Genomic DNA, 23,435 nt, shown 5'->3' on the forward strand with positions numbered 1-23,435 from the left:
AAGAGTGCTTTCGATTATCAACGGCCCGACCCGACCGGCGGCTGACCGACCGTGCTTGCAAGCCTATACCGTTGTTTTTGCACGCAATGCCGCGACCTGTTCCGCCGTGAGCCATCGCCATTGGCCCGGCGCCAGGTCTTCGGGCAGCGCCAGTTGCCCGATGCGCGAGCGGTGCAGTCCTTCGACCCGGTTGCCCACGGCCGCCAGCATGCGCTTGACCTGGTGGTATTTGCCTTCGGTGAGCGTCAGCCGCAGGTGCAGCGGGCTGTCCGATTCGCAGGCGGCGGCGCGCACCGGCTTCGGGTCGTCGTCGAGCACCACGCCGGCCAGCAGTTTCTCGATCTGCGCCGCGTCCACCGGGTGCTTGGCCGTTACTTCATAGACCTTGGGAACATGGTGCTTGGGCGAGCCCATCTTGTGGATGAACTGGCCGTCGTCCGTCAGCAACAGCAGCCCGGTCGTGTCCTGGTCCAGCCGGCCGATGGCCTGCACGCCCTGCACCGCTCCCTTGTTGGGGCGGAGACGCAGCGGCGACGGCAGCAGCGTGTAGATGCTCGGGTAGGTGGAAGGCTTTTGCGAGCACTCGGTTCCGGCCGGCTTGTGCAGCATCAGGTAGGCCTTCTCGTGGTACGCCCATTCGGTGCCCTGCACGGTGAAAAGCAGGCCTTCGGGATCGAGGTCGTCGAAGGGGTCGTCGGCGGTTTTGCCGCCGATGGTCACGTAGCCTTGCTGGATCAGCCCTGCGCACACGCGCCGCGTGCCGAAGCCTTGGGAATAGAGGATGTCTTGCAGGTGCATGGAAATGAAAAAGCGGCCGCGCCGGCATGGCAGGGCCGCCTTTGGTTTGCAGGGTCAGTAGCCGGCGGCGAGGCCGGTGTTGCGGCGGGGGTCGTTGGCGCCGTAGAAGCGGTTGGCGCCCACTGGCTTGCCGCCCAATGACGGCGCGCCCACGATGATCGCCGCCATGTGGTTGGCCGGCTGCGGCACGCCCAGGTTGTGGCCCATGTCGGTCAGGATCTTGCGGGTATCAGGGCTGATGGCAAAGGTCTCGACGTTGGTCACGTCGGGCAGCCATTGCTGGTGGAAGCGCGGCGCATCGACGGCTTCCTGCACGTTCATGCCGTAGTCGACCACATTGAGGATGGTGTGCAGCACTGCCGTGATGATGCGGCTGCCGCCCGGCGTGCCGACCACGAACACCGGCTTGCCGTCCTTCGAGACGATGGTCGGGCTCATCGAACTCAGCGGACGCTTGCCCGGCGCGATGGCGTTGGCCTCGCCCTGCACCAGGCCGTACATGTTGGGCACGCCGATCTTGGCGGTGAAGTCGTCCATCTCGTTGTTCAGCAGCACGCCGGTCTTGTCTGCGGTGACCTTTGCGCCGAACCAGTCGTTCAGCGTGTAGGTGACCGACACCGCGTTGCCCTGCTGGTCAGTGATGGAATAGTGCGTGGTGTTGCTGCCTTCGTGCGGCGCAACGCCGGGCTTGATGTCCTTGGAGACGCCGGCCTTCTTGGGGTCGATGGCCGCGCGGATCTTCTCGGCGTAGCCCTTGTCGAGCAGGCGGTCGAGCGGGTTCTTCACGAAGTCCGGATCGCCCAGGTAGCTGTTGCGATCGACATACGCGTGGCGCATGGCCTCGATCTGGTAGTGCACCGCCTCGGCCGAGCGGAAGCCCAGGTCCTTGAGCGGATAGCCCTCGAGGATGTTGAGCATCTCGCAGATGATCACGCCGCCCGAGCTCGGCGGCGGCGCCGACACCACGCGGTAGCCGCGGTAGTCGCATTCGACCGGTGCCAGCTCGCGCGTCTTGTACTGGTCGAGGTCGGCCTGGGTGATGATGCCCTTGCCGGCCTGGCTGGAGGCCACGATCGCCTGCCCCACCCAGCCCTTGTAGAAGCCGTCCACGCCCTTGGTGCTGACCGCGCGCAGCGTCTTGGCAAGGTCTTTCTGCACCAGCTTCTGGCCGACCGCGAAAGGCTCGCCCTTGTTCAGGAAGATGGCGCCGGAGACCGGGTCTTTCTTGAAGTCGTTGGTGGAGGTGCGCAGCATGTCGATGTCGCCCTGCTCCAGTGCAAAGCCCTTCTCGGCCAGCTGGATCGAGGGGGCGATCAGGTCGGCGCGCTTCATGGTGCCGTATTTCTCGCGCGCGTATTCCATGCCCGAAACGGTGCCGGGCACGCCCACGGCCAGGTGGCCGTTGGTGCTCAGGCCCTTGACGACGTTGCCGTCCTTGTCGAGGTACATGTTGGGCGTCGCGGCCAGGGGCGCTTTCTCGCGGAAGTCGAGAAAGGTCTTGCGTCCGTCAGCGAGCTGCACCGTCATGAAGCCGCCGCCGCCCAGGTTGCCGGCGGCCGGATACACCACCGACAGCGCATAGCCCACGGCCACCGCCGCATCCACGGCGTTGCCGCCGCGCTTGAGAACATCGACGCCGACCTTGGTGGCCAGATGCTGTGCGCTCACGACCATGCCGTGCTCGGCCGCAACGGGCGCCTGCGACGCGGCGTGCGAGCCTGCGCCCGTGAGCACGAGTGCGGCCGCGACGGCGGCGCGCAATGTCGGGGTCCAGTGGAATTGCTGCATGGAAAAAATCCCTTCTTGAATTCAGTGGTGAGAAAAGGCCAGCAAGGTCGTCAGGCAACGAGCAGCGCCTTGCGCCGCAGATCGTTCAGGCCGAGCTCTACCTGTTTGAGCGCGAATTCCTTCAGCTGTGAGGGATCGGTCAGCGGCTTGTCGTTGTGGACGAAACGCAAGCGATCGGCGCGCACCTCGGCCGCGAGATAGTCGGCCAGCATGTCGTGTGAATGCGCGCCATCGAGCAGCGGCAAAAGGCAGCGCTCCAGCGCGGAGAGGCCCATGGACTCATGCCACTGGTTGCACACCGTGGCCGAATTTCCTGCGGACAGCGCCAGACCCGGCGCGCTGCGTACGGAAGCCAACGCCAGCGGCAGCGCGGACACCTGGGTTGCAGCCCGTACCGGCGTGCGCCGGATCCGAACGGCGCCGAGGATCAGCAATTCCTCGATCATCGACATCACGATGGGCTCGACCGAAGCACGCGGCTCACCCGTGGCGGAAAGCACCGAGGCAACCAGCGCCTCGAGCGACAGGCTGGCCGGATAGTTCGCGTCGAGCACTTGCGCCACGGCTTTGTGCACCGGCAGGCGCAGCGTGACCTTCAGGTTGCGCAGCGCATTGCAAGATTGCTCGCGCGTGTCGAGCGTCAATGCGGCGCCGTCCTCGGCGGCGAACACGCCGGCGAACTCGAGGCTTCGAATCCGGGCCGGGTCGAGCCGATAGCGGATATCGGCGGCTCGGCCCCGCTTCACCAGCAAGGTCTGGCGAAAGGTGCGGTTGACCAGGAAGTCCAGATACTGCTCCATGAGAATCTGGCTGCCGCCGCATTCGCGCAGCAGCGGCTCACGGACCTTCTCGCCGTAGTTCTGCACGAACATCGTGGAAGGTTCCGCATCCGCCAGGTAGCTGAGGCCGTTCGCCTCGGCACGCGCCACAAACTCCTTGAAGTAGCACGGCGCATTGCAGGGCTCGAGAAATTCATGCAGCAGGTAGTAGCCGCTGGAGCCGCGCACGATGGGCATCGTCTCCTCGAGCGTTTTCTTCAGAACGCTGTCCGGTCGGGCCGACTGCTCGAGAAATTCGAGCATGCCGCGCGCATAGGACAGCTTTTCGTCGGGCGTATCGCGCGGAGCGCCGCGCAGGATCATCGCGTCGCGCACGATCTCCCTCGCCTTCCAGCCCGGGTACACGTTGTAGCTGACATAAGCCACGCCATTGGGCGCAAGGTTCTCGGAGCACACGCGCAGGATCGCCTCCTGCACCGGCCCGGGCACCCAGCTGTAGACACCGTGGCAGATGATGTAGTCGAACTGGCCGAACGAGGCATCGACCTCCGCGAGATTGAACGCCCGCAACTCCACGTTCGGCAACCCGGCGCGCGAGATGGCCGCGACGCCCTGCTCCACCTGCACCTTCGACAAATCAAGTCCCAGGGCGTTTGCCTCGGGATGGCGTGCCGCAAACGGAATCAGGTTGCCGCCGGCCGCACAACCGAGTTCGAGCACTCGCGCCCTGGCCGGCGGCGGCGTCTCGAGACCGAACAGGAAGGCCAGGGCCTCCAGGTGCTCGACAGCGGTTTGCGGGAACGGATGCGACTCGTAGGGCACCTCGTCGTAGTAGCTGGTGAGAGTCGAAGTCAGTGAATCGGGCACGGCGTCCTTTTTGGGTCGAGACGGGCAGCGATGCCCTTTGCGAGGAGCGGGCAGCGTGGCGGCGTGACAGGCCCGCTGACTATAGCCTTGGGTCCGGGCAAAAAAAAGCCAACCTGTCGAAGGTTGGCTTTTTGTGATGAGTGGTGGAGCTGGGGGGATTTGAACCCCCGTCCGCAAGCCTTCATCGCGCAGTTCTACATGTTTAGTGATCTGATTTAAGTCTCGCTTCCGGAGTCGCGCAGTCACACGCTAAACCGGACGCCAGTACCCTATTTTCTCGCCCCGACCCAAGGTACCCGGATCGGAGCCAGCCCATGTAATTATCCTTGCAGCCGGGAGGTCAGGATTGCTCCAGACCCCCTTGCCCAGCCCATCGGCCAACTGTTGCAAGGCTCACTGGCAATTAAGCAGCGAGTGCGAAACGTTCGTCGTTTGCAGTTAGTTTGTTTGAATCTGTTTTACGAGCGCATTCAGCTCGACATGCCCCGCTGCGACTCCGAACCCACGTCGAAACCAGTGCAGCCCCAAGACTCGTATTTTAGGCCGGGTTGAGAAACTGCAAGAGCTCCAGGGGCGAAGAAATCGCGGCGTCCGCCTCCCAGAGGGTGGCGTCGGCCTGCGGCCCCATGTAGCCGTAGGTTGCCGCTATGGTTTTCATGCCTGCGGCACGGCCCGCAATGATGTCGCGCTCGTCGTCTCCCACATAGATGCAGGCACTCGACGGGATTCCAAGCCGGCGCGCCGCTTCATGCAAGGGCTCTGGGTGCGGCTTGGAAAACGGCGTCGTGTCGCCGCTCACGATGGCGCCGGCGCTGCCAAAAAGAGGAATGGCGCGGGTCAGCGGATCGGTAAACCTTGCCGACTTGTTGGTGACCACGCCCCACGCCAGCCCGCGCGCGCGGATGGCGTCGATGAGCGCCTGGACGCCGTCGAACACGTGCGTGTTGAGCAGCATTCGGTTTTCATAAGCGACGAAGAACTCTTCCCTCAGCTCAGGAAATTCCGGTGCGTCGGGCGTGATGCCGAAGGCGACGCCGAGCATGCCCCTCGCGCCGGCGCCCGCCATGTAGCGGTAGCGCTCCAGCGGGTACGACTCAAGACCGCGGTCTGTTCGCATCTTGTCGGCCGCGGCGCCGAGGTCGGGCGCGCTGTCGATCAGCGTGCCGTCCAGGTCGAACAGCACGGCTTGCACTGCTGCGCCCGTCACGCTTGAGATCCTGTCGCCGAAGCCGGTTTTTGCGTTGCGAGCATATAGTTGACGCTGGTGTCGCCACTGAGCCAGTAGCGCCGCGTCAACGGGTTGTGCTCCATGCCTCGTGTATGCCGCAAGTCGAGCCCGGCGGCGCGGCAATGGGCTGCGAGTTCGCTGGGCCGGATCAGCTTTGCATACTCGTGCGTGCCGCGCGGCAACATGCCCAGGACGTATTCGGCGCCGACGATCGCCAGCATGAAGGACTTCAGATTGCGGTTGATGGTGGAAAAGAACACCCAGCCGCCAGGCTTGACCAAGGTGGCGCAGGCCTGAACGATCGAAGCGGGCTCCGGCACGTGTTCGAGCATTTCCATGCAGGTCACGACGTCGAAACTGCCCGGTTGCTCTGCGGCCAATGCCTCGGCACTGACTTCGCGGTATTTGACACCCTTCGTTCCGACCTCGAGCGCATGCAGCTTGGCGACCTTGAGCGCTTTGCTCGCCAAGTCGATGCCCAGCACGTCGGCACCTTTTCGGGCCATTGAATCGGCAAGGATTCCTCCGCCGCAGCCAATATCGAGCACCTTGCGCTGCGAAATCGGCGCAATACCGTCAATCCATTCGAGGCGAAGCGGATTGATTTCGTGGAGCGGGCGGAATTCACTGTCCAAATCCCACCAGCGATGAGCAAGTTCGGAAAACTTGGCAAGTTCCGCCGGATCGGCATTCACGTTATCTGTCATGCCCTGATTATGAAACGGAGATTGCACCGGCGAGTACCGGAAAGATGCTCAAGAGCCGCCCGGAGGAATTCGACAGGCATAAAAAAACCCCGCCGAGGCGGGGTTTTCTTTTAGCGATTCAATCGAATCAGCGGGTGGCGCGGGTGCCGACCACTTCGATTTCCACGCGGCGGTTCTTGGCGCGGCCTTCCTTGGTGCGGTTGTCCGCAACAGGCTGCTTCTCGCCCTTGCCTTCGGTGTAGACGCGGTTGCGTTCGATGCCGCGCGAGACCAGGAAGGCCTTGACAGCTTCGGCACGGCGCACCGACAGACGCTGGTTGTAGGAGTCAGAACCGATCGAGTCGGTGTGACCCACGGCAATGATCACTTCCAGGTTGACGTCACGGATCTTCGAGACCAGGTCGGTCAGCTTAGCGCGACCTTCGGGCTTGAGGACCGACTTGTCGAAGTCGAAGAATGCGTCAGCAGCGAAGGTAACCTTCGAGGCAGCGACTTGAGGAGCAGGCGTAGGAGTCGGGGCGCCCGGGGTGGGAGCCACTGCAGCGGGAGCTGCCGGAACCAGAGCACCGTCGCAACCGGCGGCGGCGGTAGCCGGCGTCCAGTTGGCATCACGCCAGCACAGTTCGTTCGTGCCGTTCTTCCAAACCAGTTCGCCGGTGCCGTTTTGCCAGTTGTCGATCGTAGGACCGCCATTCGCAGCGGTGACACGGGTCTGCGCGCCGGCGGCAGTGGCGAGCGCAGCGACTGCAAACATCATCGCCACTTTATTCAGTTTCTTCATGGTTCTCCTCTTGGGGAAAAAGCCGCAGCCGCGCTGCGAATCAAGGACGCTTTAAGTGACCACCACCCAAAACGTTGAGGCGATTGTGCCATAGGGTCTTTGGCAAACAGCCCGCAGCGCCCCCCTGAAGCGTAGGACGGAGGCGGAATAGCGGCCTTGTGTTGCGGCGGTACGACACCCCTCACAGCGTAAAATTCCGCCTTCTGCCGCCAGCCTCTCGCCCATGACCTCCTTCGCCAAAGAAACCCTGCCCATCAGTCTTGAAGAGGAAATGCGCAGCAGCTATCTCGATTACGCCATGAGCGTGATCGTGGGCCGAGCGCTTCCCGATGCCCGCGACGGCCTCAAGCCCGTGCACCGGCGCGTGCTGTACGCCATGCACGAGCTCAACAACGACTGGAACCGCGCATATAAGAAGTCCGCCCGCATCGTGGGCGACGTGATCGGTAAGTACCACCCGCACGGCGACCAGTCGGTCTACGACACCATCGTGCGGCTGGCGCAGGACTTTTCCATGCGCCATATGCTGGTGGACGGACAAGGTAACTTCGGCTCGGTCGACGGAGACAACGCAGCCGCAATGCGGTATACGGAAATCCGGCTCGCAAAAATTGCGCACGAAATGCTGGCCGATATCGACAAGGAAACGGTCGATTTTCAAGACAATTACGATGGTTCCGAAAAAGAACCGAAGGTCCTGCCGAGCAAACTGCCTAATTTGCTGGTGAATGGCTCTGGCGGTATTGCGGTGGGCATGGCCACCAATATTCCGCCGCACAATCTCAATGAGGTGGTGGATGCCTGCCTGCACATGCTGCGCAATCCGCAGGCCACCATCGACGAGCTGATGGAAATCGTGCCGGCGCCCGACTTCCCGACGGCCGGCATCATCTACGGCATCAACGGCGTGAGAGACGGCTATCGCACCGGCCGCGGCAAGGTGGTCATGCGCGCCAAGTGCCACTTCGAGGACATCGACCGCGGCCAGCGCCAGGCGATCATCGTCGACGAGCTCCCCTACCAGGTCAACAAGAAGACGCTGCAGGAGCGCATGGCCGAGTTGGTGCACGAGAAGAAGATCGAAGGCATCAGCCACATCCAGGACGAGTCCGACAAGTCAGGCATGCGCCTGGTGATCGAGCTCAAGCGCGGCGAAGTGCCCGAGGTGGTGCTCAACAACCTCTACAAGCAGACGCAGCTGCAGGACACCTTCGGCATCAACATGGTGGCGCTGGTCGACGGCCAGCCGAAGCTGTGCAACCTGAAGGACCTGATCGAGGTCTTCCTGCAGCACCGCCGCGAAGTGGTCACGCGCCGCACCGTTTTCACGCTGCGCAAGGCCCGCGAGCGCGGCCACGTGCTCGAAGGCCTGGCGGTGGCGCTGGCCAACATCGACGAATTCATCCGCATCATCCGCGAGTCGCCCACTCCTCCGGTTGCCAAGGCCGAGCTGATGACCCGCAGCTGGGACAGCAAGCTGGTGCGCGAGATGCTCACGCGTTCGCGCGCCGACGGCGGCGTGGTCAATGCCGACGACTACCGCCCTGAAGGCCTGGAACGCGAATTCGGCATGGGCTCTGACGGCCTCTATCGCCTGTCGGAAACCCAGGCGCAAGAAATCCTGCAGATGCGCCTGCAACGCCTCACCGGCCTCGAGCAGGACAAGATCGTTGCCGAATACAAAGAGGTCATGGCGGAGATCGACGACCTGCTCGACATCCTGGCCAAGCCCGAACGCGTCTCGGTCATCATTGGCGAAGAGCTCGGCACCATCAAGCAGGAGTTCGGCCAGTCGAAGCTCGGCGCGCGCCGCAGCCTGGTCGAGCACAGCGCCTACGATCTCTCGACCGAAGACCTGATCACGCCCACCGACATGGTGGTCACGCTTTCGCACAGCGGCTACATCAAGAGCCAGCCGCTGAACGAGTACCGTGCGCAAAAGCGCGGCGGCCGCGGCAAGCAGGCCACCGTGACCAAGGAAGACGACTGGATCGACCAGCTCTTCATTGCCAATACGCACGACTACATCCTGTGCTTCTCCAACCGCGGCCGGCTGTACTGGCTCAAGGTGTGGGAAGTGCCCGCGGGCTCCCGCGGTTCACGCGGCCGGCCCATCGTCAACATGTTCCCGCTGCAGGAAGGCGAGAAGATCAACGTGGCGCTCGCGCTCACCGGCGAGAAGCGCAACTTCCCGGCCGACCAGTACGTGTTCATGGCAACCTCGATGGGCACGGTCAAGAAGACCACGCTCGACGAATTCAACAACCCCCGCAAGGGCGGCATCATTGCCGTGAACCTCGATGAAGGCGACTACCTCATCGGCGCGGCGCTCACCGATGGCAAGCACGACGTGATGCTGTTCAGCGACGGCGGCAAGGCCGTGCGCTTCGACGAAGAAGACGTGCGACCGCTGGGCCGCAATGCGCGCGGCGTGCGCGGCATGTCGCTCGACCCGGGGCAAGGCGTCATCGCCATGCTGGTGGCCGAGGACGAGCAGCAAAGCGTGCTCACCGCCACCGAAAATGGTTACGGAAAGCGTACAAGCATTACCGAGTACACGCGTCATGGCCGCGGAACCAAAGGCATGATTGCGATTCAACAGAGCGAGCGCAACGGCAAGGTCGTTGCCGCCACCCTCGTACATGCGGACGATGAGATCATGCTCATCACCGACAAGGGCGTGCTTGTGCGCACCCGGGTTGCCGAGATTCGTGAACTAGGTCGCGCAACGCAAGGCGTCACGCTGATCGGGCTCGACGAAGGCGCCAAACTAAGCGGGCTACAGCGTATCGTCGAAAACGACGCCAACGGCGAGATCGAGCCGGGCGCAGACGATACTTCCACATCTTCAACGGAGAACCCTCAGTGAAAAAATTCAAGCTCGCACTTCTGACTGTCGCCCTGGCTGGCAGCTCGATGGCCGCCATGGCCCAGGACAAAGCCGCGCTTATCAAGCAGTTCATCGACGTACAGCGCCCCGGCATCGAGTCGCTGGCACGCGGCCTGGTCGAGCAATCGAGCGCCCCGATTGCCCAGGCCGGCTCGCAGTACCTGCAAACGCAGGTGCCCGAAGCCAAGCGCGAATCGGCCGCCAAGGCTGCCGACGCCGAGCTCAAGAAGTACTTCGACGACGCCTACCCGATCGTGCGCGACAAGGCCGTGCAGCTGGCACCCGTCGCACTGACCCCGCTGCTCGAGCAGAACTTCACCGAAGACGAGCTCAAGCAGCTGCTGGCCTGGATCAACTCGCCGCTCAGCAAGAAGTATCAGGAACTCAACCCCAAGATGCAGACCGCGCTGACCGAAAAGCTCGTGACCGAAACGCGCGCCACCATCGAACCGAAGATGCGTGCGCTCGACGAAAACGTGGCCAAGGCACTGGGTGCGCCCACCGGCGGCCAGCAAGGCGCCGCTCCCGCCAAGGCCCCGGCCAAGGCTCCCGCCAAGAAGTGACGTGACAGAGCAGCAGCAGCAGCCCAAGCCCGCCGGCACGCGTCCGTTCAATTTTTCCGCAGGTCCGGCCGCCATGCCGGAGGCGGTGCTGCAACGCGCCGCCTCCGAAATGCTCGACTGGCAGGGCAGCGGAATGAGCGTGATGGAGATGAGCCATCGCGGCAAGGAGTTCGGCGCGATCTGCACGCAGGCCGAAGCCGACATCCGCACGCTGCTGGCTGTGCCCGAGAACTTCCACATCCTGTTTATGCAGGGTGGCGGGCTCGGCGAAAACGCCATCGTGCCGATGAACCTGTCGCGCGGAAAAACCGCCGACTTCGTGATCACCGGCAGCTGGAGCATCAAGTCCCAGAAAGAAGCGCAGCGCTATTGCACTGCACACGTCGCCGCAAGCAACGCAGGCGACCATCACACCAAGCTACCAGATCCCTCGACCTGGCAGCTGAGCCAGGACGCCTCGTACGTGCACCTGTGCACCAACGAGACGATCAACGGCATCGAGTTCCAGCAGTTGCCCGATCTTGCGGCCCTTGGCAGCAACGCGCCGCTGGTCATCGACTTCTCGTCGCACGTGGCCTCGCGCAGCGTCGACTGGAGCCGCGTCGGCCTTGCATTCGGCGGCGCGCAAAAGAACCTCGGGCCGGCCGGCCTCACGCTCGTGATCGTGCGCGACGACCTGCTCGGCCATGCGCTCGAAATCTGCCCGAGTGCGTTCAACTACAAGATCGTGGCCGACAACAAGTCCATGTACAACACCCCGCCAACGTGGGGCATCTACATGGCCGGGCTCACTTTCCAGTGGCTGCTGCAGCAGACCGAAGGCGCGCTCACGGGCGTGGCCGCCATCGAACAGCGCAACATCGCCAAGGCGAACCTGCTGTACGGGTTCATCGACGCCTCTTCGTTCTACGTGAACAAGATCGACCCGAGCTGCCGTTCGCGCATGAACGTGCCCTTCTTCCTCGCCGACGAAAGCCGCAACGACGCCTTTCTGGCTGGCGCCCGGGAAGCCGGCCTGCTGCAGCTCAAGGGCCACAAGTCGGTCGGCGGCATGCGCGCGAGCATCTACAACGCCATGCCGCTTGAAGGCGTACAGGCACTTGTGAGCTACATGCGAGAATTCGAGCGATCGCATGCCTAGGCGCATGCCCAGCTGCTCGCACCGATGACCGCCTCCGCTCCAACACCGCCCTCTTCTCCCGACAACTCCGAAAGCCTTGCCGGTCTGCGCGTGCAGATCGATTCGCTCGACCAGCAACTGCTCAGCCTGCTCAATGAGCGGGCCCACGTGGCAGAGCTGGTCGGCGAGGTCAAGAAACGCGAAGGCACGCCGTTTTTCCGCCCCGACCGCGTGGCCCAGGTCATCGAGAAGATGCAGAAAAGCAATGCCGGCCCGCTCAAGGACCTGCATGTGGCGGCCATCTGGCGCGAGATCATGTCGGCCTGCCTGGCGCTCGAGTCGCCCCAGCGCGTTGCCGTGCTCGGCCCCGAGGGCACTTTCTGCGAGCAGGCCGCCATCGAATACTTCGGCGGCGCCGCCGACCTCATCTACTGCGCCAGCTTCGACGAGGTGTTTCACGCCACGGCGGCCGGCAGCGCCCAATACGGCGTGGTGGGCGTCGAAAATTCCACCGAAGGCGTCGTCACGCGTTCGCTCGACCTGTTCCTGCATTCGCCCACCCACGTGGTCGGCGAGGTCAGCCTGCTGGTGCGGCACCATCTCCTGCGCAGCAGCAACACGCTCGACGGCGTGGAAGCGGTGCTCGCCCATCCGCAAGCGCTCGCGCAGTGCCAGACCTGGCTTTCGAAGCACCTGCCCAACGCGGAGCGGCGCGCGGTCTCGAGCAACGCCGAAGGCGCGCGGCTCGCGGCCACCAACCCGGCCTGGGCTGCGTTGGCCGGCGAACGCGCCGCCACCCGCTTCGGCCTGCACATCGTTGCGCACGCGATCCAGGACGACTCGTACAACCGCACCCGCTTTTCCGTGATCTGCCTGCCGCAGACGCTGGCGATGCCGCCCGCATCGGGGCGCGATTGCACGAGCCTGATCGTTTCCGTACCCAACCGTCCCGGCGCCGTGCACGACCTGCTGGTGCCGCTGAAGCTCAACAACGTGTCCATGACCCGTTTCGAGTCGCGCCCCGCGCGCACTGGCCAGTGGGAGTACTACTTCTACATCGACCTCGACGGCCATCCTTCGCAGCCCAATGTGGCCGCGGCACTGGCCGAACTGCGCGGCCTCTGCGCCTTCTACAAGGTGCTTGGCGCCTACCCCGTCAAAGCCTGAGCCGGACGCGCACCATGTTCGAGCAATTGGGATTGATCGGCTGCGGCCTCATGGGCGGCTCCTTTGCGCTTGCGCTCAAGCGCGCAAAGCTTGTGAAACGGGTCGTCGGCTACAGCAAGTCGCCCTCCACCACCGAGCGGGCCCGCCAGCTCGGCGTTATCGACGTGGTGGCGCCCTCGGCGCTGCTTGCGGTCTCAGGGGCAGACCTGGTGCTGCTCGCGGTGCCGGTGGCTGCGTCGGAAGCCACCTTCAGGGCCATCCGCCACGGCATGTCGAGCGACACGCTGGTCATGGACGTCGGTTCGACCAAGGGCGACGTGATCGAAGCCGCGCGCAACGGCCTGCAAAGCCAGTTCGCCAACTTCGTTCCGGCCCACCCGATCGCCGGCAAGGAGGTGTCGGGCATCGAACACGCCGAGGCTTCGCTTTACGCCGGCCGCAAGGTCGTGCTGACACCCGTGAAGGCGACGCTGCGTTCCAACGTGCAGCGGGCCTCGCAGCTCTGGAGCGGTATCGGCGCCAACGTGGTCACCATGACCCACGAGGAGCACGACAGCGCCTTCGCGGCCGTGAGCCATCTGCCGCACCTGCTGGCCTTTGCCTACGTCAACGCCCTCATCGCGCAGCCGCAGGGCGACCGCTTCCTGAGCCTTGCCGGACCCGGTTTTCGCGATTTTTCGCGCATTGCCGCCAGCGACCCGGTGATGTGGCGCGACGTGCTGCTTGCCAACCGCGAGCAGGTGCTGCTGCAATCGCAGGCCTTTCGCAAGGCGCTGCTGGACCTCGAGGCACTGATGGGCGCGGCCGACGCCCAGGCGCTGGAACAGTCGATTGCCGCCGCAAAAAAGGCGCGCGCCGCCTGGCAGCCCAACACAGACGCCTCCCAGGACTCCTGACATGTTCTCGACGGCATTCCTCGACATTCCCCCGCTGGCCGCGGCCGCGGGTACCGTGCAGTTGCCGGGCTCCAAGAGCATTTCGAACCGCGTGCTGCTGCTGGCCGCGCTCGCGAGCGGCACCACCACCATTCACGACCTGCTCGACTCCGACGACACCCGCGTGATGCTCGATGCGCTGCGCGCGCTTGGCTGCGGCATCGACGCCGCGGGCAGCACGCTGCGCGTGACCGGCATCGGCGGGCAATTGAAGTCCAAAGGCCAGCTGCTTCCGCTTTTCCTCGGCAACGCCGGCACCGCGATGCGCCCGCTGACCGCGGCGCTGTCGCTGCTCGGCGGTGATTTCGAACTGAGCGGCGTCCCGCGCATGCATGAGCGGCCGATCGGCGATCTCGTCGATGCGCTGACCCAGCTCGGCTGCCGCATCGACTACCTCGGCAACCCCGGTTATCCGCCGCTGCGCATCAGCCCGGTCGATCACGGTGCGCTGGTGCTCGATGCGCCCATCCGCGTACGCGGCGATGTGTCGAGCCAGTTTCTCACCGCCCTGCTGCTGGCCTTGCCCTTGGCAGCCCGCAAGGACATCGTCATCGAGGTGGTGGGCGAGCTCATCTCCAAGCCGTATATCGAGATCACGCTGAACCTGCTCGCGCGCTTCGGCATCACGGTGCGACGCGATGGCTGGGAGCGCTTCACCATTCCGGCCGGCAGCAGCTACAGCTCGCCGGGCGACATCCACGTCGAGGCTGACGCGTCCTCCGCCAGCTATTTCATAGCGCTCGGGGCCATTGCCGCCGGCAATTCCGGCCACAACGGCATCCGGATCGAAGGCGTGGGTGCCGATTCGATCCAGGGCGACATCCGCTTCATCGACGCGGCTCGGCAAATGGGCGCGCAGGTCGACAGCGGGCCCAACTGGCTCGAAGTGCGCCGCGGCGCCTGGCCGCTCAAGGCCATTGACCTGGACGCCAACCACATTCCCGATGCCGCGATGACGCTGGCCGTGATGGCGCTCTATGCCGACGGCCCGAGCACCTTGCGCAATATTGCGAGCTGGCGGGTCAAGGAAACCGATCGCATCGACGCCATGGCCAACGAGCTGAGAAAGCTCGGCGCCACCGTTGAATCCGGCCCCGATTTCATCCGGGTGCATCCGCTCGCGCCGGCCGATTGGCAGGCTGCCGCCATCCGCACCTACGACGACCATCGCGTGGCGATGTGCTTCTCGCTCGCGGCGTTCAACCCGGCCCGGGTGCCGGTGCGCATTCTCGAGCCGCATTGCGTCGCCAAGACCTTTCCGGACTACTTCGAAACCCTGTTCTCGGTCGCCGAGGCCACGGAAATACCCGCGATCTGCATCGACGGCCCCACCGCCTCGGGCAAGGGCACTCTCGCCGCCGAGGTGGCGCGCCTGCTGGGCTACCACTACCTGGATTCCGGCTCGCTCTACCGCGTCACCGGCCTGGCGATGCGGCGCGCCGGGCTTAGCGCCGATTCGCAGCACGAAGCACAGATTGCCGCCATGGCACGCACCTTGCCCCTGCACTTTGCCGAGGGCAAGGTCCTGCTGGCCGGCGAAGACGTGAGCGATGAAATCCGCACCGAAGCCGCGGGCATGGACGCCTCGCGCGTTTCCACGCTCCCCGCGGTGCGCGAGGCACTTTTAGCCCTGCAGCAGCAGTTTCGACAGCTTCCCGGCCTCGTGGCCGACGGGCGCGACATGGGCACCGTGATATTCCCCGACGCAGAGCTCAAGGTGTTCCTGACGGCCAGCGCCGCCCAGCGGGCCGAGCGCCGGCATAAGCAGTTGATTTCAAAGGGTATTTCGACTACACTTGACAGTCTTCGCTCCGACTTGGAAGCGCGCGACGCCAGGGACTCGTCCCGCAGCGTTGCACCTCTCAAGCCGGCGCAGGATGCGCGCCACCTCGACAACTCCCAGCTGTCCATCGAGCAATCGATCGATACGGTGTTGAACTGGTGGCAGCAAGTACAGCCTTTCAAGTCCGCTTGAAGGCTCGCGCCAGCCGGGTGTTCCGGGTGGCGCATACCGCTCCAGCAGGCTCTTCTCGCGCGACAGCGCACCGGCCGGCTGGTTGTTCAACCAACCCGGGTTTATATCCAAAAAGCCCACAAAACCGCCGTCTCCAGACCCACAGCAGCCGCACGCAATTTCGCATGAGCGCCTGCCAACCCTGCCTGACGGAAGGAACCATAAATGTCTGAATCTTTTGCCGACCTATTCGAAGAGTCCCTGAAGCGTTCCGAAATGCGCACCGGCGAGGTCATCACGGCTGAAGTCGTGCGTGTCGAACACAACCACGTCGTCGTCAACGCTGGCCTCAAGTCCGAAGCGTACGTGCCGATCGAGGAGTTCAAGAACGACAAGGGCGAACTCGAAGTCCAGGCCGGCGATTTCGTTTCCGTTGCCATCGGCAGCGTTGAAAACGGCTACGGCGACACCATCCTCTCGCGCGACACCGCCAAGCGTCTGGCCTCGTGGCTCGCGCTCGAGAAGGCCCTGGAATCCGGCGACTTCGTCACCGGCACCACCAGCGGCAAGGTCAAGGGCGGCCTCACGGTGCTCGTCAACGGCATCCGCGCATTCCTGCCGGGCTCGCTGATCGATACGCGTCCGATCAAGGATCTGACGCCGTACGAAAACAAGACCATGGAATTCAAGGTCATCAAGCTCGACCGCAAGCGCAACAACGTCGTGCTGTCGCGCCGTGCCGTGGTCGAAGCCAGCATGGGCGAAGAGCGCGCCAAGCTGATGGAAACCCTGAAGGAAGGCGCAGTCGTGCGCGGTGTCGTCAAGAACATCACCGAATACGGTGCGTTCGTCGACCTCGGCGGCATCGACGGCCTGCTGCACATCACCGACATGGCATGGCGCCGTGTCCGCCACCCGAGCGAAGTCGTTCAGGCCGGCCAGGAAATCACCGCCAAGATCCTCAAGTTCGACACCGAAAAGAACCGTGTCTCGCTGGGTCTGAAGCAAATGGGCGACGATCCGTGGATGGGCGTTTCGCGCCGCTACCCGCAATCGACCCGCCTGTTCGGCAAGGTCACGAACATTGCCGACTACGGCGCGTTCGTCGAACTCGAACCCGGCATCGAAGGCCTGGTGCACGTCTCCGAAATGGACTGGACCAACAAGAACATCGCTCCGAACAAGATCGTCTCGCTGGGCGACGAAGTCGAAGTCATGGTCCTCGAAATCGACGAAGACAAGCGCCGCATCAGCCTGGGCATGAAGCAGTGCAAGGCCAACCCGTGGCAAGAATTCGCGCAAAACACCAAGCGCGGCGACCGCGTCAAGGGCCCGATCAAGTCGATCACCGACTTCGGCGTGTTCGTGGGTCTGGCTGCCGGCATCGACGGCCTGGTTCACCTCTCGGACCTCTCGTGGAACGAAGCCGGCGAAACCGCCGTTCGCAACTACAAGAAGGGCCAGGAAGTCGAAGCCATCGTGCTGGCAGTCGACGTCGACCGCGAGCGCATCAGCCTGGGCATCAAGCAGCTCGACAGCGATCCGTTCACCACGTTCACCACGGTGAACGACAAGGGCCAGATCGTGACCGGCAAGGTCAAGACGGTTGACGCCCGCGGCGCTGAAATCGACCTCGGCGAAGACATCCTCGGCTACCTGCGTGCTTCCGAAATCTCGCGCGACCGCGTCGAAGATGCCCGCAACGTGCTGAAGGAAGGCGACGAAGTCACTGCCATCGTGCTGAACGTGGATCGCAAGACCCGCAACATCCAGCTGTCGATCAAGCAGAAGGACATGGTCGACGAACAAGGCGCCATGGCCAACCTGAGCCAGCAGTCGGCACGCGAAAACGCGGGCACGACGAGCCTGGGCGCCCTGCTGCGCGCCAAGCTCGACAACAACGACAGCAAGTAAGCTGAGCCAGAAGACAGAGCAGGCCCTGGGGCCGCTCTGTCTTTTTTTTCGTCCACGTTTTTGTTTGGCCTATGACCCGCTCTGACCTCGTCGAAGAACTCGCAGCGCGCTTTGCGCAGCTGACGCACCGCGATGCCGAATACGCCGTCAAGACCATCCTCGACGCAATGAGCGACGCGCTGGTGCGCGGGCATCGCATCGAGATCCGCGGTTTCGGCAGCTTTTCGGTCAGCCGGCGTCCGCCGCGCATCGGCCGCAACCCGCGTTCGGGTGAAAGCGTCCAGATTCCCGAAAAGCGGGTGCCGCATTTCAAGCCGGGCAAGGCGCTGCGCGAAGCGGTCGATGCAAAGACCGCCGAACTCGGCGGCAGCAAGGACGCCAGGGGCAGCAAGGCCTGATCCGCATGGATGATGCAAACGTAGAATGCTCCCGGCAACGGGAATGGCTATGAAATACCTCCTGTGGCTGCTCAAGGCAGCCATTTTTTTTACGCTTTTCGCCTTCGCGCTGAACAACCAGCACGACGCGACCGTCTATTTCTTCTTCGGCACCCACTGGCGCGCGCCGCTGGTGCTTGTCGTGCTCGCAGCCTTCGCCGGCGGACTCGTGGTGGGAGCGCTCGGCATGCTGCCCGGATGGTGGAAGCACCGCGCCGCCGCGGCGGCCCAGCAGCCTTCCACGCCGCAGCAAACCCCGGCAACGGCCGGGTCGGCGCTCGCCACCGCGCCTGTGCCGGCACCCTCCATCTCCGCCACCGACCTTCCCGCCGTACGTCAACATGGACTTTGATCCCAGCTGGCTGCTGATCAGCTTGCCCGTCGCCTTTGTGCTGGGCTGGCTCGCATCGCGCTTCGACATCCGGCAACTCAAGCTAGAGAACAGGCAAGCCCCCAAGGCTTATTTCCGCGGCCTCAATTTCCTGCTCAACGAGCAACAAGACCAGGCCATCGATGCCTTCATCGAGGCCGTGCAGAACGACCCCGATACGCAAGAGCTGCACTTCGCGCTCGGCAACCTGTTCCGCCGGCGCGGCGAATACCAGCGCGCCGTGCGTGTGCATGAACACCTGCTGGGCCGCGGCGACTTGAGCCGCGCCGACCGGGAGCGCGCACAGCACGCACTCGCGCAAGACTTCCTGCGCGCCGGGCTGCTCGACCGCGCTGAGGCGGCGCTGCAAAAGCTCGAAGGCACGCGCTACGAGAACGAAGCACGACTGGCGTTGCTGGCCATCTACGAACGCTCGCGCGAATGGACACAGGCCGCCGACGTGGCGCAGAAACTCGATGAGTCGGACCAGGCGAGCTACAGCACGCGACGGGCACACCACCTGTGCGAGCAAGCCGCCGAACAAGCGGCAGCCGGCGACCTGGCCGCGGCCAGCCGGCTGCTCTCCGAAGCCGTGGCACTGGCGCCGCAGGCACCGCGCCCGGCCATCGATTCGGCCACGCTGCAACTGCGCAACGGCGAGGCAACCGCAGCCTTCGACACCCTCCTTGCGTTGAGCGACACCGCACCGCTCGCGCTGCCGCTGTATGCGCCGGCACTGCAGCAAGCCGCCGTTGCCGCGCACCGCGAAGGCGAAGCGCTTGCACTGCTGCAACGGCGCTATGCCGATTCGCCGTCGATCGACGTTCTCGAGGCGCTGATGGCGCTCGGTGGCTCGCCGACCGCGGCGGTTCCGGCGGCCGATGGCCAACCGCTCGCGCCGCGCGACGGCTACATCGCGCATCTCGCCCAACAACCCTCGCTGGTCGCCGCCTCGCGCTGGCTAGCCGGCGAGCGCTTCGAGCACGAGCAGTTCCACCCTCAAGTGCAGCGCGCGCTCGACCAGGCCACCCGTCCGCTCATGCGCTATCGCTGCGCCGCATGCGGCTTCGAGGCGCACCAGTACTTCTGGCACTGCCCCGGCTGTCAGGCCTGGGACAGCTATCCGCCGCGCCGCGTCGAAGAACTCTGAGCAACGTTCCGAACATGGTTCGGAACAATGGTCACCAGGGGCCTTGCAGCACGCGAGGCCGTCAACGCCCCTTTCCCTGCACTCGTTGAACGCGAGCCGGCACCTCCGCCGGCAAACAGTCAAATCAACAAATCAGGGAGTTCGAACATGTTCAAGAAAATCCTGGCCACCATGGCCATGCTGTTTGCGGTTGCCTCGTTCGCCGCGGTCGACGTCAACAAGGGCACGGCCGCCGATCTCGACGGCATCAAGGGCGTCGGGCCCGCAATGTCCAAGCGCATCCTCGACGCCCGCAAGGAAGGCGAGTTCAAGGACTGGCCCGACTTCATGCAGCGCATCAAAGGCGTGAAAGAAAAGAAGGCAGAAAAGTTGTCGGCCGAAGGTCTCACGGTGAACGGCCAGGCCTTCGGTGGCCAAGCCAGCGCGCCGGCCACGGCCAAGGCAGCCAAGCCCGTGAAGGCAACCGCTGCCGACGCGAAGCCTGCCAAGCCCTGATCGCGTTCGCAGGTCCGCCCGCCGGTGCCGCGCTCGCGGCACCTGGCAACGCGATGAACGAAGCCGCCGCAAGGCGGCTTTTTTGTGCGCGCCGCAACACCAAAATGGCCACGGCACCAAGCCGCGTGGCAGGGAAATGCCTCAGGAGTGGCCCGGAATTTGCACGTATGCTCGCTTTCGTTTTCACTTTCATACGTTCCGGAGCGCTCATGAATCACAAGTTCGGTATTGCCCTCGCTGGTCTCACCCTCGGCGCCGCAGCCTTCGCGCAAACCAAGTGGGATCTGCCCACCGCCTACCCGGCGAGCAACTTCCACACCGAGAACAACGTGCAGTTCGCCAGCGACGTCGACAAGGCCAGCGGCGGCAAGCTCAAGATCACGGTGCATGCCAACGCCTCGCTGTTCAAGGCACCCGAAATCAAGCGCGCGGTCCAAGGAGGCCAGGCGCAACTCGGCGAGATCCTGCTGGTCAACTACCAGAACGAATGGCAGATGTTCGGTGCCGACGGCATTCCGTTCCTTGCGGACAGCTACGACGCCGCCTGGAAGCTGTACCAGGCGCAAAAGCCCGTGCTCGAGAAGAAGCTGGCCGAACAGGGCATCGTGCTGCTCTACGCAGTGGCCTGGCCGCCGCAAGGCATCTTCGTGAAAAAGGAAATCGCATCGGCCGCCGATCTCAAGGGCGTGAAGTGGCGCGCCTACAGCCCCGCCACCGCGCGCATCGGCGAGCTCGTCGGCGCACAGCCGGTCACCGTGCAGCAGGCCGAACTGTCGCAAGCCATGGCCACCGGCGTGATCGAGTCGTACATGTCGTCCGGTTCCACCGGGTATGACACCAAGACCTACGAATACATCAAGAACTTCTACGACACGCAAGCCTGGCTGCCCAAGAACGCGCTGCTCATGAACAAGAAGGCCTTCGACGCGCTCGACAAGCCCACGCAGGACGCCGTGTTGAAGGCGGCCGCCGATGCGGAGAAGCGCGGCTGGGAAGTCTCGAAGAAGAAGAATATCGAGTACCTCGACCTGCTCAAGAAGAATGGCATGACGGTTCATGTGCCTTCCGCCGCGCTCAAATCCGACATGAAGAAGGTCGGCGACACCATGCTCAAGGAGTGGATCGAAAAGGCCGGCCCCGACGGCCAGGCGGTGGTCGACGCCTACAAGAAGATGTGACGCATCGCCGAACAGCTTGCGATGCGAAAGACTCTCGATTTCCTGTACAACAGCGCCGCCGCCCTGGCGGCGCTTTTCATGATCGGCCTGCTGGTGATGGTGCTGCTCTCCATCATCGGCCGGCAGCTTCACTTCAACATTCCGGGCATCGATGCCTATGCGGGCTACCTGATGGCCGGTGCCGGGTTTCTTGCGCTCGCGCACACGCTCAAGCGCGGCGAGCATATTCGCGTGACCCTGGTGCTGCAGAACCTGCCTCCGGCCGCGCAGCGCTGGCTCGAGCGCTGGGCCATGGGCGCGGGCGCCCTGCTCGCACTGCTGTTCGCCTGGTACAGCGCGCGGCTGGTCTACCAGTCCTACGACTTCCACGACATTTCCACGGGCAACGACGCCACCCCGCTGTGGCTGCCGCAGCTCTCGATGGCCGTCGGCGCGCTGGTGTTCGCCATCGCGGCTTTCGACGAGTTCGTGATCGAGTGGCGCGGAAGACCGGCCAAGCCGGTCGAAACGGAGGCCTTGCGCCATGAGTGACATTGCCGTTGCAGGCCTGCTGATTGCCGCGCTCTTCCTGATTCTGGGCAGCGGCGTGTGGATCGGTCTCACGCTCTCCGGCGTGGCGTGGATCGCCATGCAGGTTTTCTCGTCGCGCCCTGCGGGCGACGCCATGGCCGTGACCATCTGGGGCTCGGCCTCGAGCTGGACGCTCACCGCGCTGCCGCTGTTCATATGGATGGGCGAGATCCTGTTCCGCACGCGGCTTTCGCAGGACATGTTCAAGGGCCTCGCGCCCTGGATGCAAAGCCTTCCGGGCCGGCTGCTGCACACCAACGTGGTGGGCTGCGCGGTGTTCGCGGCGGTGTCGGGCTCCAGCGCGGCCACCTGCGCCACCATCGGCAAGATGAGCCTGCCCGAGCTCAAGCGCCGCGGCTACCCCGACGATATGGTCATCGGCACGCTGGCCGGGGCCGGCACGCTGGGCCTCTTGATTCCGCCTTCGATCATCATGATCGTCTACGGCGTGAGCGCCGACGTGTCCATCGCACGCCTGTTCATCGCAGGCGTGATCCCCGGCATCCTGCTCGCGCTGCTGTTCTCGGGGTACATCGTTTTCTGGTCGTTGCGCCATCCCGACCGCATTCCGCCGGCCGACGCCAAGCTGCCCTTCATGGAGAAACTGCGGGCATCGCTCTCGCTGATTCCGGTCGCGCTGCTGATCCTGTCGGTGCTCGGCTCCATCTACGCGGGCATTGCCACGGCCACCGAAGCGGCGGCGGTGGGTGTCGTGGGCGCCATGATCATCTCGGCCGCGCAGGGCTCGCTCAGTTGGCACAGCTTCAAGGAAGCGCTGCTCGGTGCCACGCGGCTCTACTGCATGATGGCGCTGATCCTCGCGGGTGCGGCCTTTCTCACGCTCGCCATGGGCTACATCGGCCTGCCGCGGCACCTGGCCGAGTGGATCGGTTCGCTCGGGCTCTCCAAGTTCCAGCTGATCGTGATGCTCGCGGTTTTCTACGTCGTGCTGGGCTGCTTCCTCGACGGCATCTCGATGGTGGTGCTCACCATGGGGGTCATCATGCCGACGGTGACCTCAGCCGGCATCGATCCGATCTGGTTCGGCATCTTCGTCGTGCTGGTGGTCGAGATGGCGCAGATCACGCCGCCGGTGGGCTTCAACCTCTTCGTGCTGCAAGGCATGACGGGAAAAGACCTGCTCTACATCGCCCGGGTCACGCTGCCGATGTTCATGCTGATGGTGGTGGCCGTGCTCATCATCTACTTCGTGCCGCAACTGGTCACCTGGCTGCCTCAGCAAATGGCGCCATGAACAGGGCCGAGCGTCCCCGACAATAGGCCGATGCTGCTTCCGATTCTCGCCATCTGCATCGGCGCCTCTGTCGGCGCGCTGGCGCGCTGGGGCCTCGCGCTCTGGTTCGGGGCCGGGGGGCTCATGCCGTGGGGCACCCTGGCCGCCAACCTGATCGGGGGCTACCTCATCGGCGTGGCCATTGCCTCGTTCCAGTTGCTGCCCGATCTCGACCCCGTCTGGCGGCTCGCATTGGTGACCGGCTTCCTCGGCGGACTCACGACTTTCTCGAGCTTTTCGGCCGAAGTGGTGACCATGCTCCTCGAAGGCCGGCTGGGCGTGGCGCTGCTCACGGCAACGGCACATCTGGGCGGCTCCCTGTTCTTCACCTGGCTGGGCATCCGCAGCGTTCAGGCCCTGGCCACCTGACGTCGCACCGCGCCTAAATCGCGCGGAGTTCCCGGGTTTCTAGAAGGTCCCTCCAGAGGGCCGGTCGATAGAATCGACCGC

The 23,435-nt window shown here is 64.3% G+C and carries 21 protein-coding genes and 1 other RNA gene; 15 read left to right on the forward strand and 7 right to left on the reverse strand.

Annotated features, from left to right (window positions below; translation table 11 throughout):
- Positions 1-63: 63 nt before the first annotated feature.
- The 7 genes from V9L21_RS02690 to ompA all read right to left on the reverse strand — a co-directional run bounded on the left by V9L21_RS02690 (position 64) and on the right by ompA (position 6,948).
- Positions 64-798 (reverse strand): pseudouridine synthase, encoded by a 735-nt coding sequence (locus V9L21_RS02690; RefSeq protein WP_337308942.1) that lies wholly within the window; start codon positions 796-798, stop codon positions 64-66.
- A 54-nt stretch (positions 799-852) separates the two neighbouring features.
- Complete coding sequence (ggt, locus tag V9L21_RS02695) at positions 853-2,586, reverse strand: gamma-glutamyltransferase (protein ID WP_337308944.1); 1,734 nt, start codon at positions 2,584-2,586, stop codon at positions 853-855.
- Positions 2,587-2,636: 50 nt separating this feature from the next.
- Positions 2,637-4,232, reverse strand: coding sequence for a class I SAM-dependent methyltransferase (locus tag V9L21_RS02700; protein WP_337308946.1), 1,596 nt, complete (start codon positions 4,230-4,232; stop codon positions 2,637-2,639).
- 141 nt (positions 4,233-4,373) lie between these two features.
- Positions 4,374-4,758: a transfer-messenger RNA gene (ssrA, locus tag V9L21_RS02705) on the reverse strand.
- A gap of 12 nt (positions 4,759-4,770) precedes the next feature.
- A complete protein-coding gene (locus V9L21_RS02710; protein ID WP_337308948.1) occupies positions 4,771-5,439 on the reverse strand; it encodes an HAD-IA family hydrolase in 669 nt (222 codons plus the stop codon).
- A complete protein-coding gene (gene ubiG, locus V9L21_RS02715) occupies positions 5,436-6,167 on the reverse strand; it encodes a bifunctional 2-polyprenyl-6-hydroxyphenol methylase/3-demethylubiquinol 3-O-methyltransferase UbiG (RefSeq protein ID WP_337308950.1) in 732 nt (243 codons plus the stop codon). Before ubiG ends, V9L21_RS02710 begins: the two co-directional genes overlap by 4 nt.
- Positions 6,168-6,294: 127 nt before the next feature.
- Positions 6,295-6,948: an outer membrane protein OmpA gene (ompA, locus tag V9L21_RS02720; protein WP_337308952.1), complete on the reverse strand. Its 654-nt coding sequence runs from the start codon at positions 6,946-6,948 to the stop codon at positions 6,295-6,297.
- A gap of 223 nt (positions 6,949-7,171) precedes the next feature.
- On the opposite strand from ompA, the gene gyrA reads away from it, so the two are divergent.
- The 15 genes from gyrA (at position 7,172) to crcB (ending at position 23,354) form a co-directional block, all read left to right on the forward strand.
- Positions 7,172-9,817: a DNA gyrase subunit A gene (gene gyrA / locus V9L21_RS02725; RefSeq protein ID WP_281149808.1), complete on the forward strand. Its 2,646-nt coding sequence runs from the start codon at positions 7,172-7,174 to the stop codon at positions 9,815-9,817.
- Complete coding sequence (locus tag V9L21_RS02730) at positions 9,814-10,401, forward strand: DUF2059 domain-containing protein (protein ID WP_337308954.1); 588 nt, start codon at positions 9,814-9,816, stop codon at positions 10,399-10,401. Before gyrA ends, V9L21_RS02730 begins: the two co-directional genes overlap by 4 nt.
- Position 10,402: 1 nt before the next feature.
- Entirely contained in the window at positions 10,403-11,542 is a 1,140-nt protein-coding gene (serC, locus tag V9L21_RS02735) for a 3-phosphoserine/phosphohydroxythreonine transaminase (protein WP_337308956.1), read from the forward strand.
- A gap of 24 nt (positions 11,543-11,566) precedes the next feature.
- Positions 11,567-12,688: a prephenate dehydratase gene (pheA, locus tag V9L21_RS02740; RefSeq protein ID WP_157613000.1), complete on the forward strand. Its 1,122-nt coding sequence runs from the start codon at positions 11,567-11,569 to the stop codon at positions 12,686-12,688.
- A gap of 14 nt (positions 12,689-12,702) precedes the next feature.
- Positions 12,703-13,584 carry a prephenate dehydrogenase gene (locus tag V9L21_RS02745; protein ID WP_337308958.1) on the forward strand — a complete coding sequence of 294 codons (882 nt, stop codon included), beginning with the start codon at positions 12,703-12,705 and terminating at the stop codon, positions 13,582-13,584.
- A gap of 1 nt (position 13,585) precedes the next feature.
- On the forward strand, positions 13,586-15,598 hold the full coding sequence (locus V9L21_RS02750) for a bifunctional 3-phosphoshikimate 1-carboxyvinyltransferase/cytidylate kinase (protein ID WP_337308960.1): 2,013 nt from the start codon (positions 13,586-13,588) through the stop codon (positions 15,596-15,598).
- 204 nt (positions 15,599-15,802) lie between these two features.
- Positions 15,803-17,491 carry a 30S ribosomal protein S1 gene (rpsA, locus tag V9L21_RS02755; RefSeq protein ID WP_126747498.1) on the forward strand — a complete coding sequence of 563 codons (1,689 nt, stop codon included), beginning with the start codon at positions 15,803-15,805 and terminating at the stop codon, positions 17,489-17,491.
- A 71-nt stretch (positions 17,492-17,562) separates the two neighbouring features.
- Positions 17,563-17,889 (forward strand): integration host factor subunit beta, encoded by a 327-nt coding sequence (locus V9L21_RS02760; protein ID WP_337308962.1) that lies wholly within the window; start codon positions 17,563-17,565, stop codon positions 17,887-17,889.
- Between the two features lie 49 nt (positions 17,890-17,938).
- Positions 17,939-18,280, forward strand: a complete 342-nt coding sequence (locus tag V9L21_RS02765) for a LapA family protein (protein ID WP_337308964.1) — start codon at positions 17,939-17,941, stop codon at positions 18,278-18,280.
- Entirely contained in the window at positions 18,270-19,448 is a 1,179-nt protein-coding gene (gene lapB, locus V9L21_RS02770; protein WP_337308966.1) for a lipopolysaccharide assembly protein LapB, read from the forward strand. The genes V9L21_RS02765 and lapB overlap by 11 nt, the downstream gene beginning before the upstream one ends.
- 147 nt (positions 19,449-19,595) lie before the next feature.
- On the forward strand, positions 19,596-19,943 hold the full coding sequence (locus V9L21_RS02775) for a ComEA family DNA-binding protein (RefSeq protein WP_337308968.1): 348 nt from the start codon (positions 19,596-19,598) through the stop codon (positions 19,941-19,943).
- 209 nt (positions 19,944-20,152) lie between these two features.
- The gene (locus V9L21_RS02780; protein WP_258505043.1) at positions 20,153-21,121 is read left to right on the forward strand and encodes a TRAP transporter substrate-binding protein; all 969 of its coding nucleotides are present in this window, start codon (positions 20,153-20,155) and stop codon (positions 21,119-21,121) included.
- 21 nt (positions 21,122-21,142) lie between these two features.
- Positions 21,143-21,652 carry a TRAP transporter small permease gene (locus tag V9L21_RS02785; RefSeq protein ID WP_258505041.1) on the forward strand — a complete coding sequence of 170 codons (510 nt, stop codon included), beginning with the start codon at positions 21,143-21,145 and terminating at the stop codon, positions 21,650-21,652.
- On the forward strand, positions 21,645-22,946 hold the full coding sequence (locus V9L21_RS02790) for a TRAP transporter large permease (RefSeq protein ID WP_337308971.1): 1,302 nt from the start codon (positions 21,645-21,647) through the stop codon (positions 22,944-22,946). The genes V9L21_RS02785 and V9L21_RS02790 overlap by 8 nt, the downstream gene beginning before the upstream one ends.
- A 30-nt stretch (positions 22,947-22,976) precedes the next feature.
- Positions 22,977-23,354 (forward strand): fluoride efflux transporter CrcB, encoded by a 378-nt coding sequence (crcB, locus tag V9L21_RS02795; protein ID WP_337308972.1) that lies wholly within the window; start codon positions 22,977-22,979, stop codon positions 23,352-23,354.
- Positions 23,355-23,435: the final 81 nt, after the last annotated feature.

The organism is Variovorax sp. CCNWLW235, from assembly GCF_037204085.1.
Classification (GTDB): Bacteria; Pseudomonadota; Gammaproteobacteria; order Burkholderiales; family Burkholderiaceae_C; genus Variovorax.

Bases quoted from the DNA above. Each gene is read 5' to 3' on its own strand.
- V9L21_RS02690 (WP_337308942.1), bottom strand. From the start codon at position 798: ATGCACCTGCAAGACATCCTCTATTCCCAAGGCTTCGGCACGCGGCGC.
- ggt (WP_337308944.1), bottom strand. From the start codon at position 2,586: ATGCAGCAATTCCACTGGACCCCGACATTGCGCGCCGCCGTCGCGGCC.
- ubiG (WP_337308950.1), bottom strand. From the start codon at position 6,167: ATGACAGATAACGTGAATGCCGATCCGGCGGAACTTGCCAAGTTTTCC.
- ompA (WP_337308952.1), bottom strand. From the start codon at position 6,948: ATGAAGAAACTGAATAAAGTGGCGATGATGTTTGCAGTCGCTGCGCTC.
- gyrA (WP_281149808.1), top strand. From the start codon at position 7,172: ATGACCTCCTTCGCCAAAGAAACCCTGCCCATCAGTCTTGAAGAGGAA.
- pheA (WP_157613000.1), top strand. From the start codon at position 11,567: ATGACCGCCTCCGCTCCAACACCGCCCTCTTCTCCCGACAACTCCGAA.
- V9L21_RS02745 (WP_337308958.1), top strand. From the start codon at position 12,703: ATGTTCGAGCAATTGGGATTGATCGGCTGCGGCCTCATGGGCGGCTCC.
- V9L21_RS02750 (WP_337308960.1), top strand. From the start codon at position 13,586: ATGTTCTCGACGGCATTCCTCGACATTCCCCCGCTGGCCGCGGCCGCG.
- rpsA (WP_126747498.1), top strand. From the start codon at position 15,803: ATGTCTGAATCTTTTGCCGACCTATTCGAAGAGTCCCTGAAGCGTTCC.
- V9L21_RS02760 (WP_337308962.1), top strand. From the start codon at position 17,563: ATGACCCGCTCTGACCTCGTCGAAGAACTCGCAGCGCGCTTTGCGCAG.
- V9L21_RS02765 (WP_337308964.1), top strand. From the start codon at position 17,939: ATGAAATACCTCCTGTGGCTGCTCAAGGCAGCCATTTTTTTTACGCTT.
- lapB (WP_337308966.1), top strand. From the start codon at position 18,270: ATGGACTTTGATCCCAGCTGGCTGCTGATCAGCTTGCCCGTCGCCTTT.
- V9L21_RS02775 (WP_337308968.1), top strand. From the start codon at position 19,596: ATGTTCAAGAAAATCCTGGCCACCATGGCCATGCTGTTTGCGGTTGCC.
- V9L21_RS02780 (WP_258505043.1), top strand. From the start codon at position 20,153: ATGAATCACAAGTTCGGTATTGCCCTCGCTGGTCTCACCCTCGGCGCC.
- V9L21_RS02785 (WP_258505041.1), top strand. From the start codon at position 21,143: ATGCGAAAGACTCTCGATTTCCTGTACAACAGCGCCGCCGCCCTGGCG.
- V9L21_RS02790 (WP_337308971.1), top strand. From the start codon at position 21,645: ATGAGTGACATTGCCGTTGCAGGCCTGCTGATTGCCGCGCTCTTCCTG.
- crcB (WP_337308972.1), top strand. From the start codon at position 22,977: ATGCTGCTTCCGATTCTCGCCATCTGCATCGGCGCCTCTGTCGGCGCG.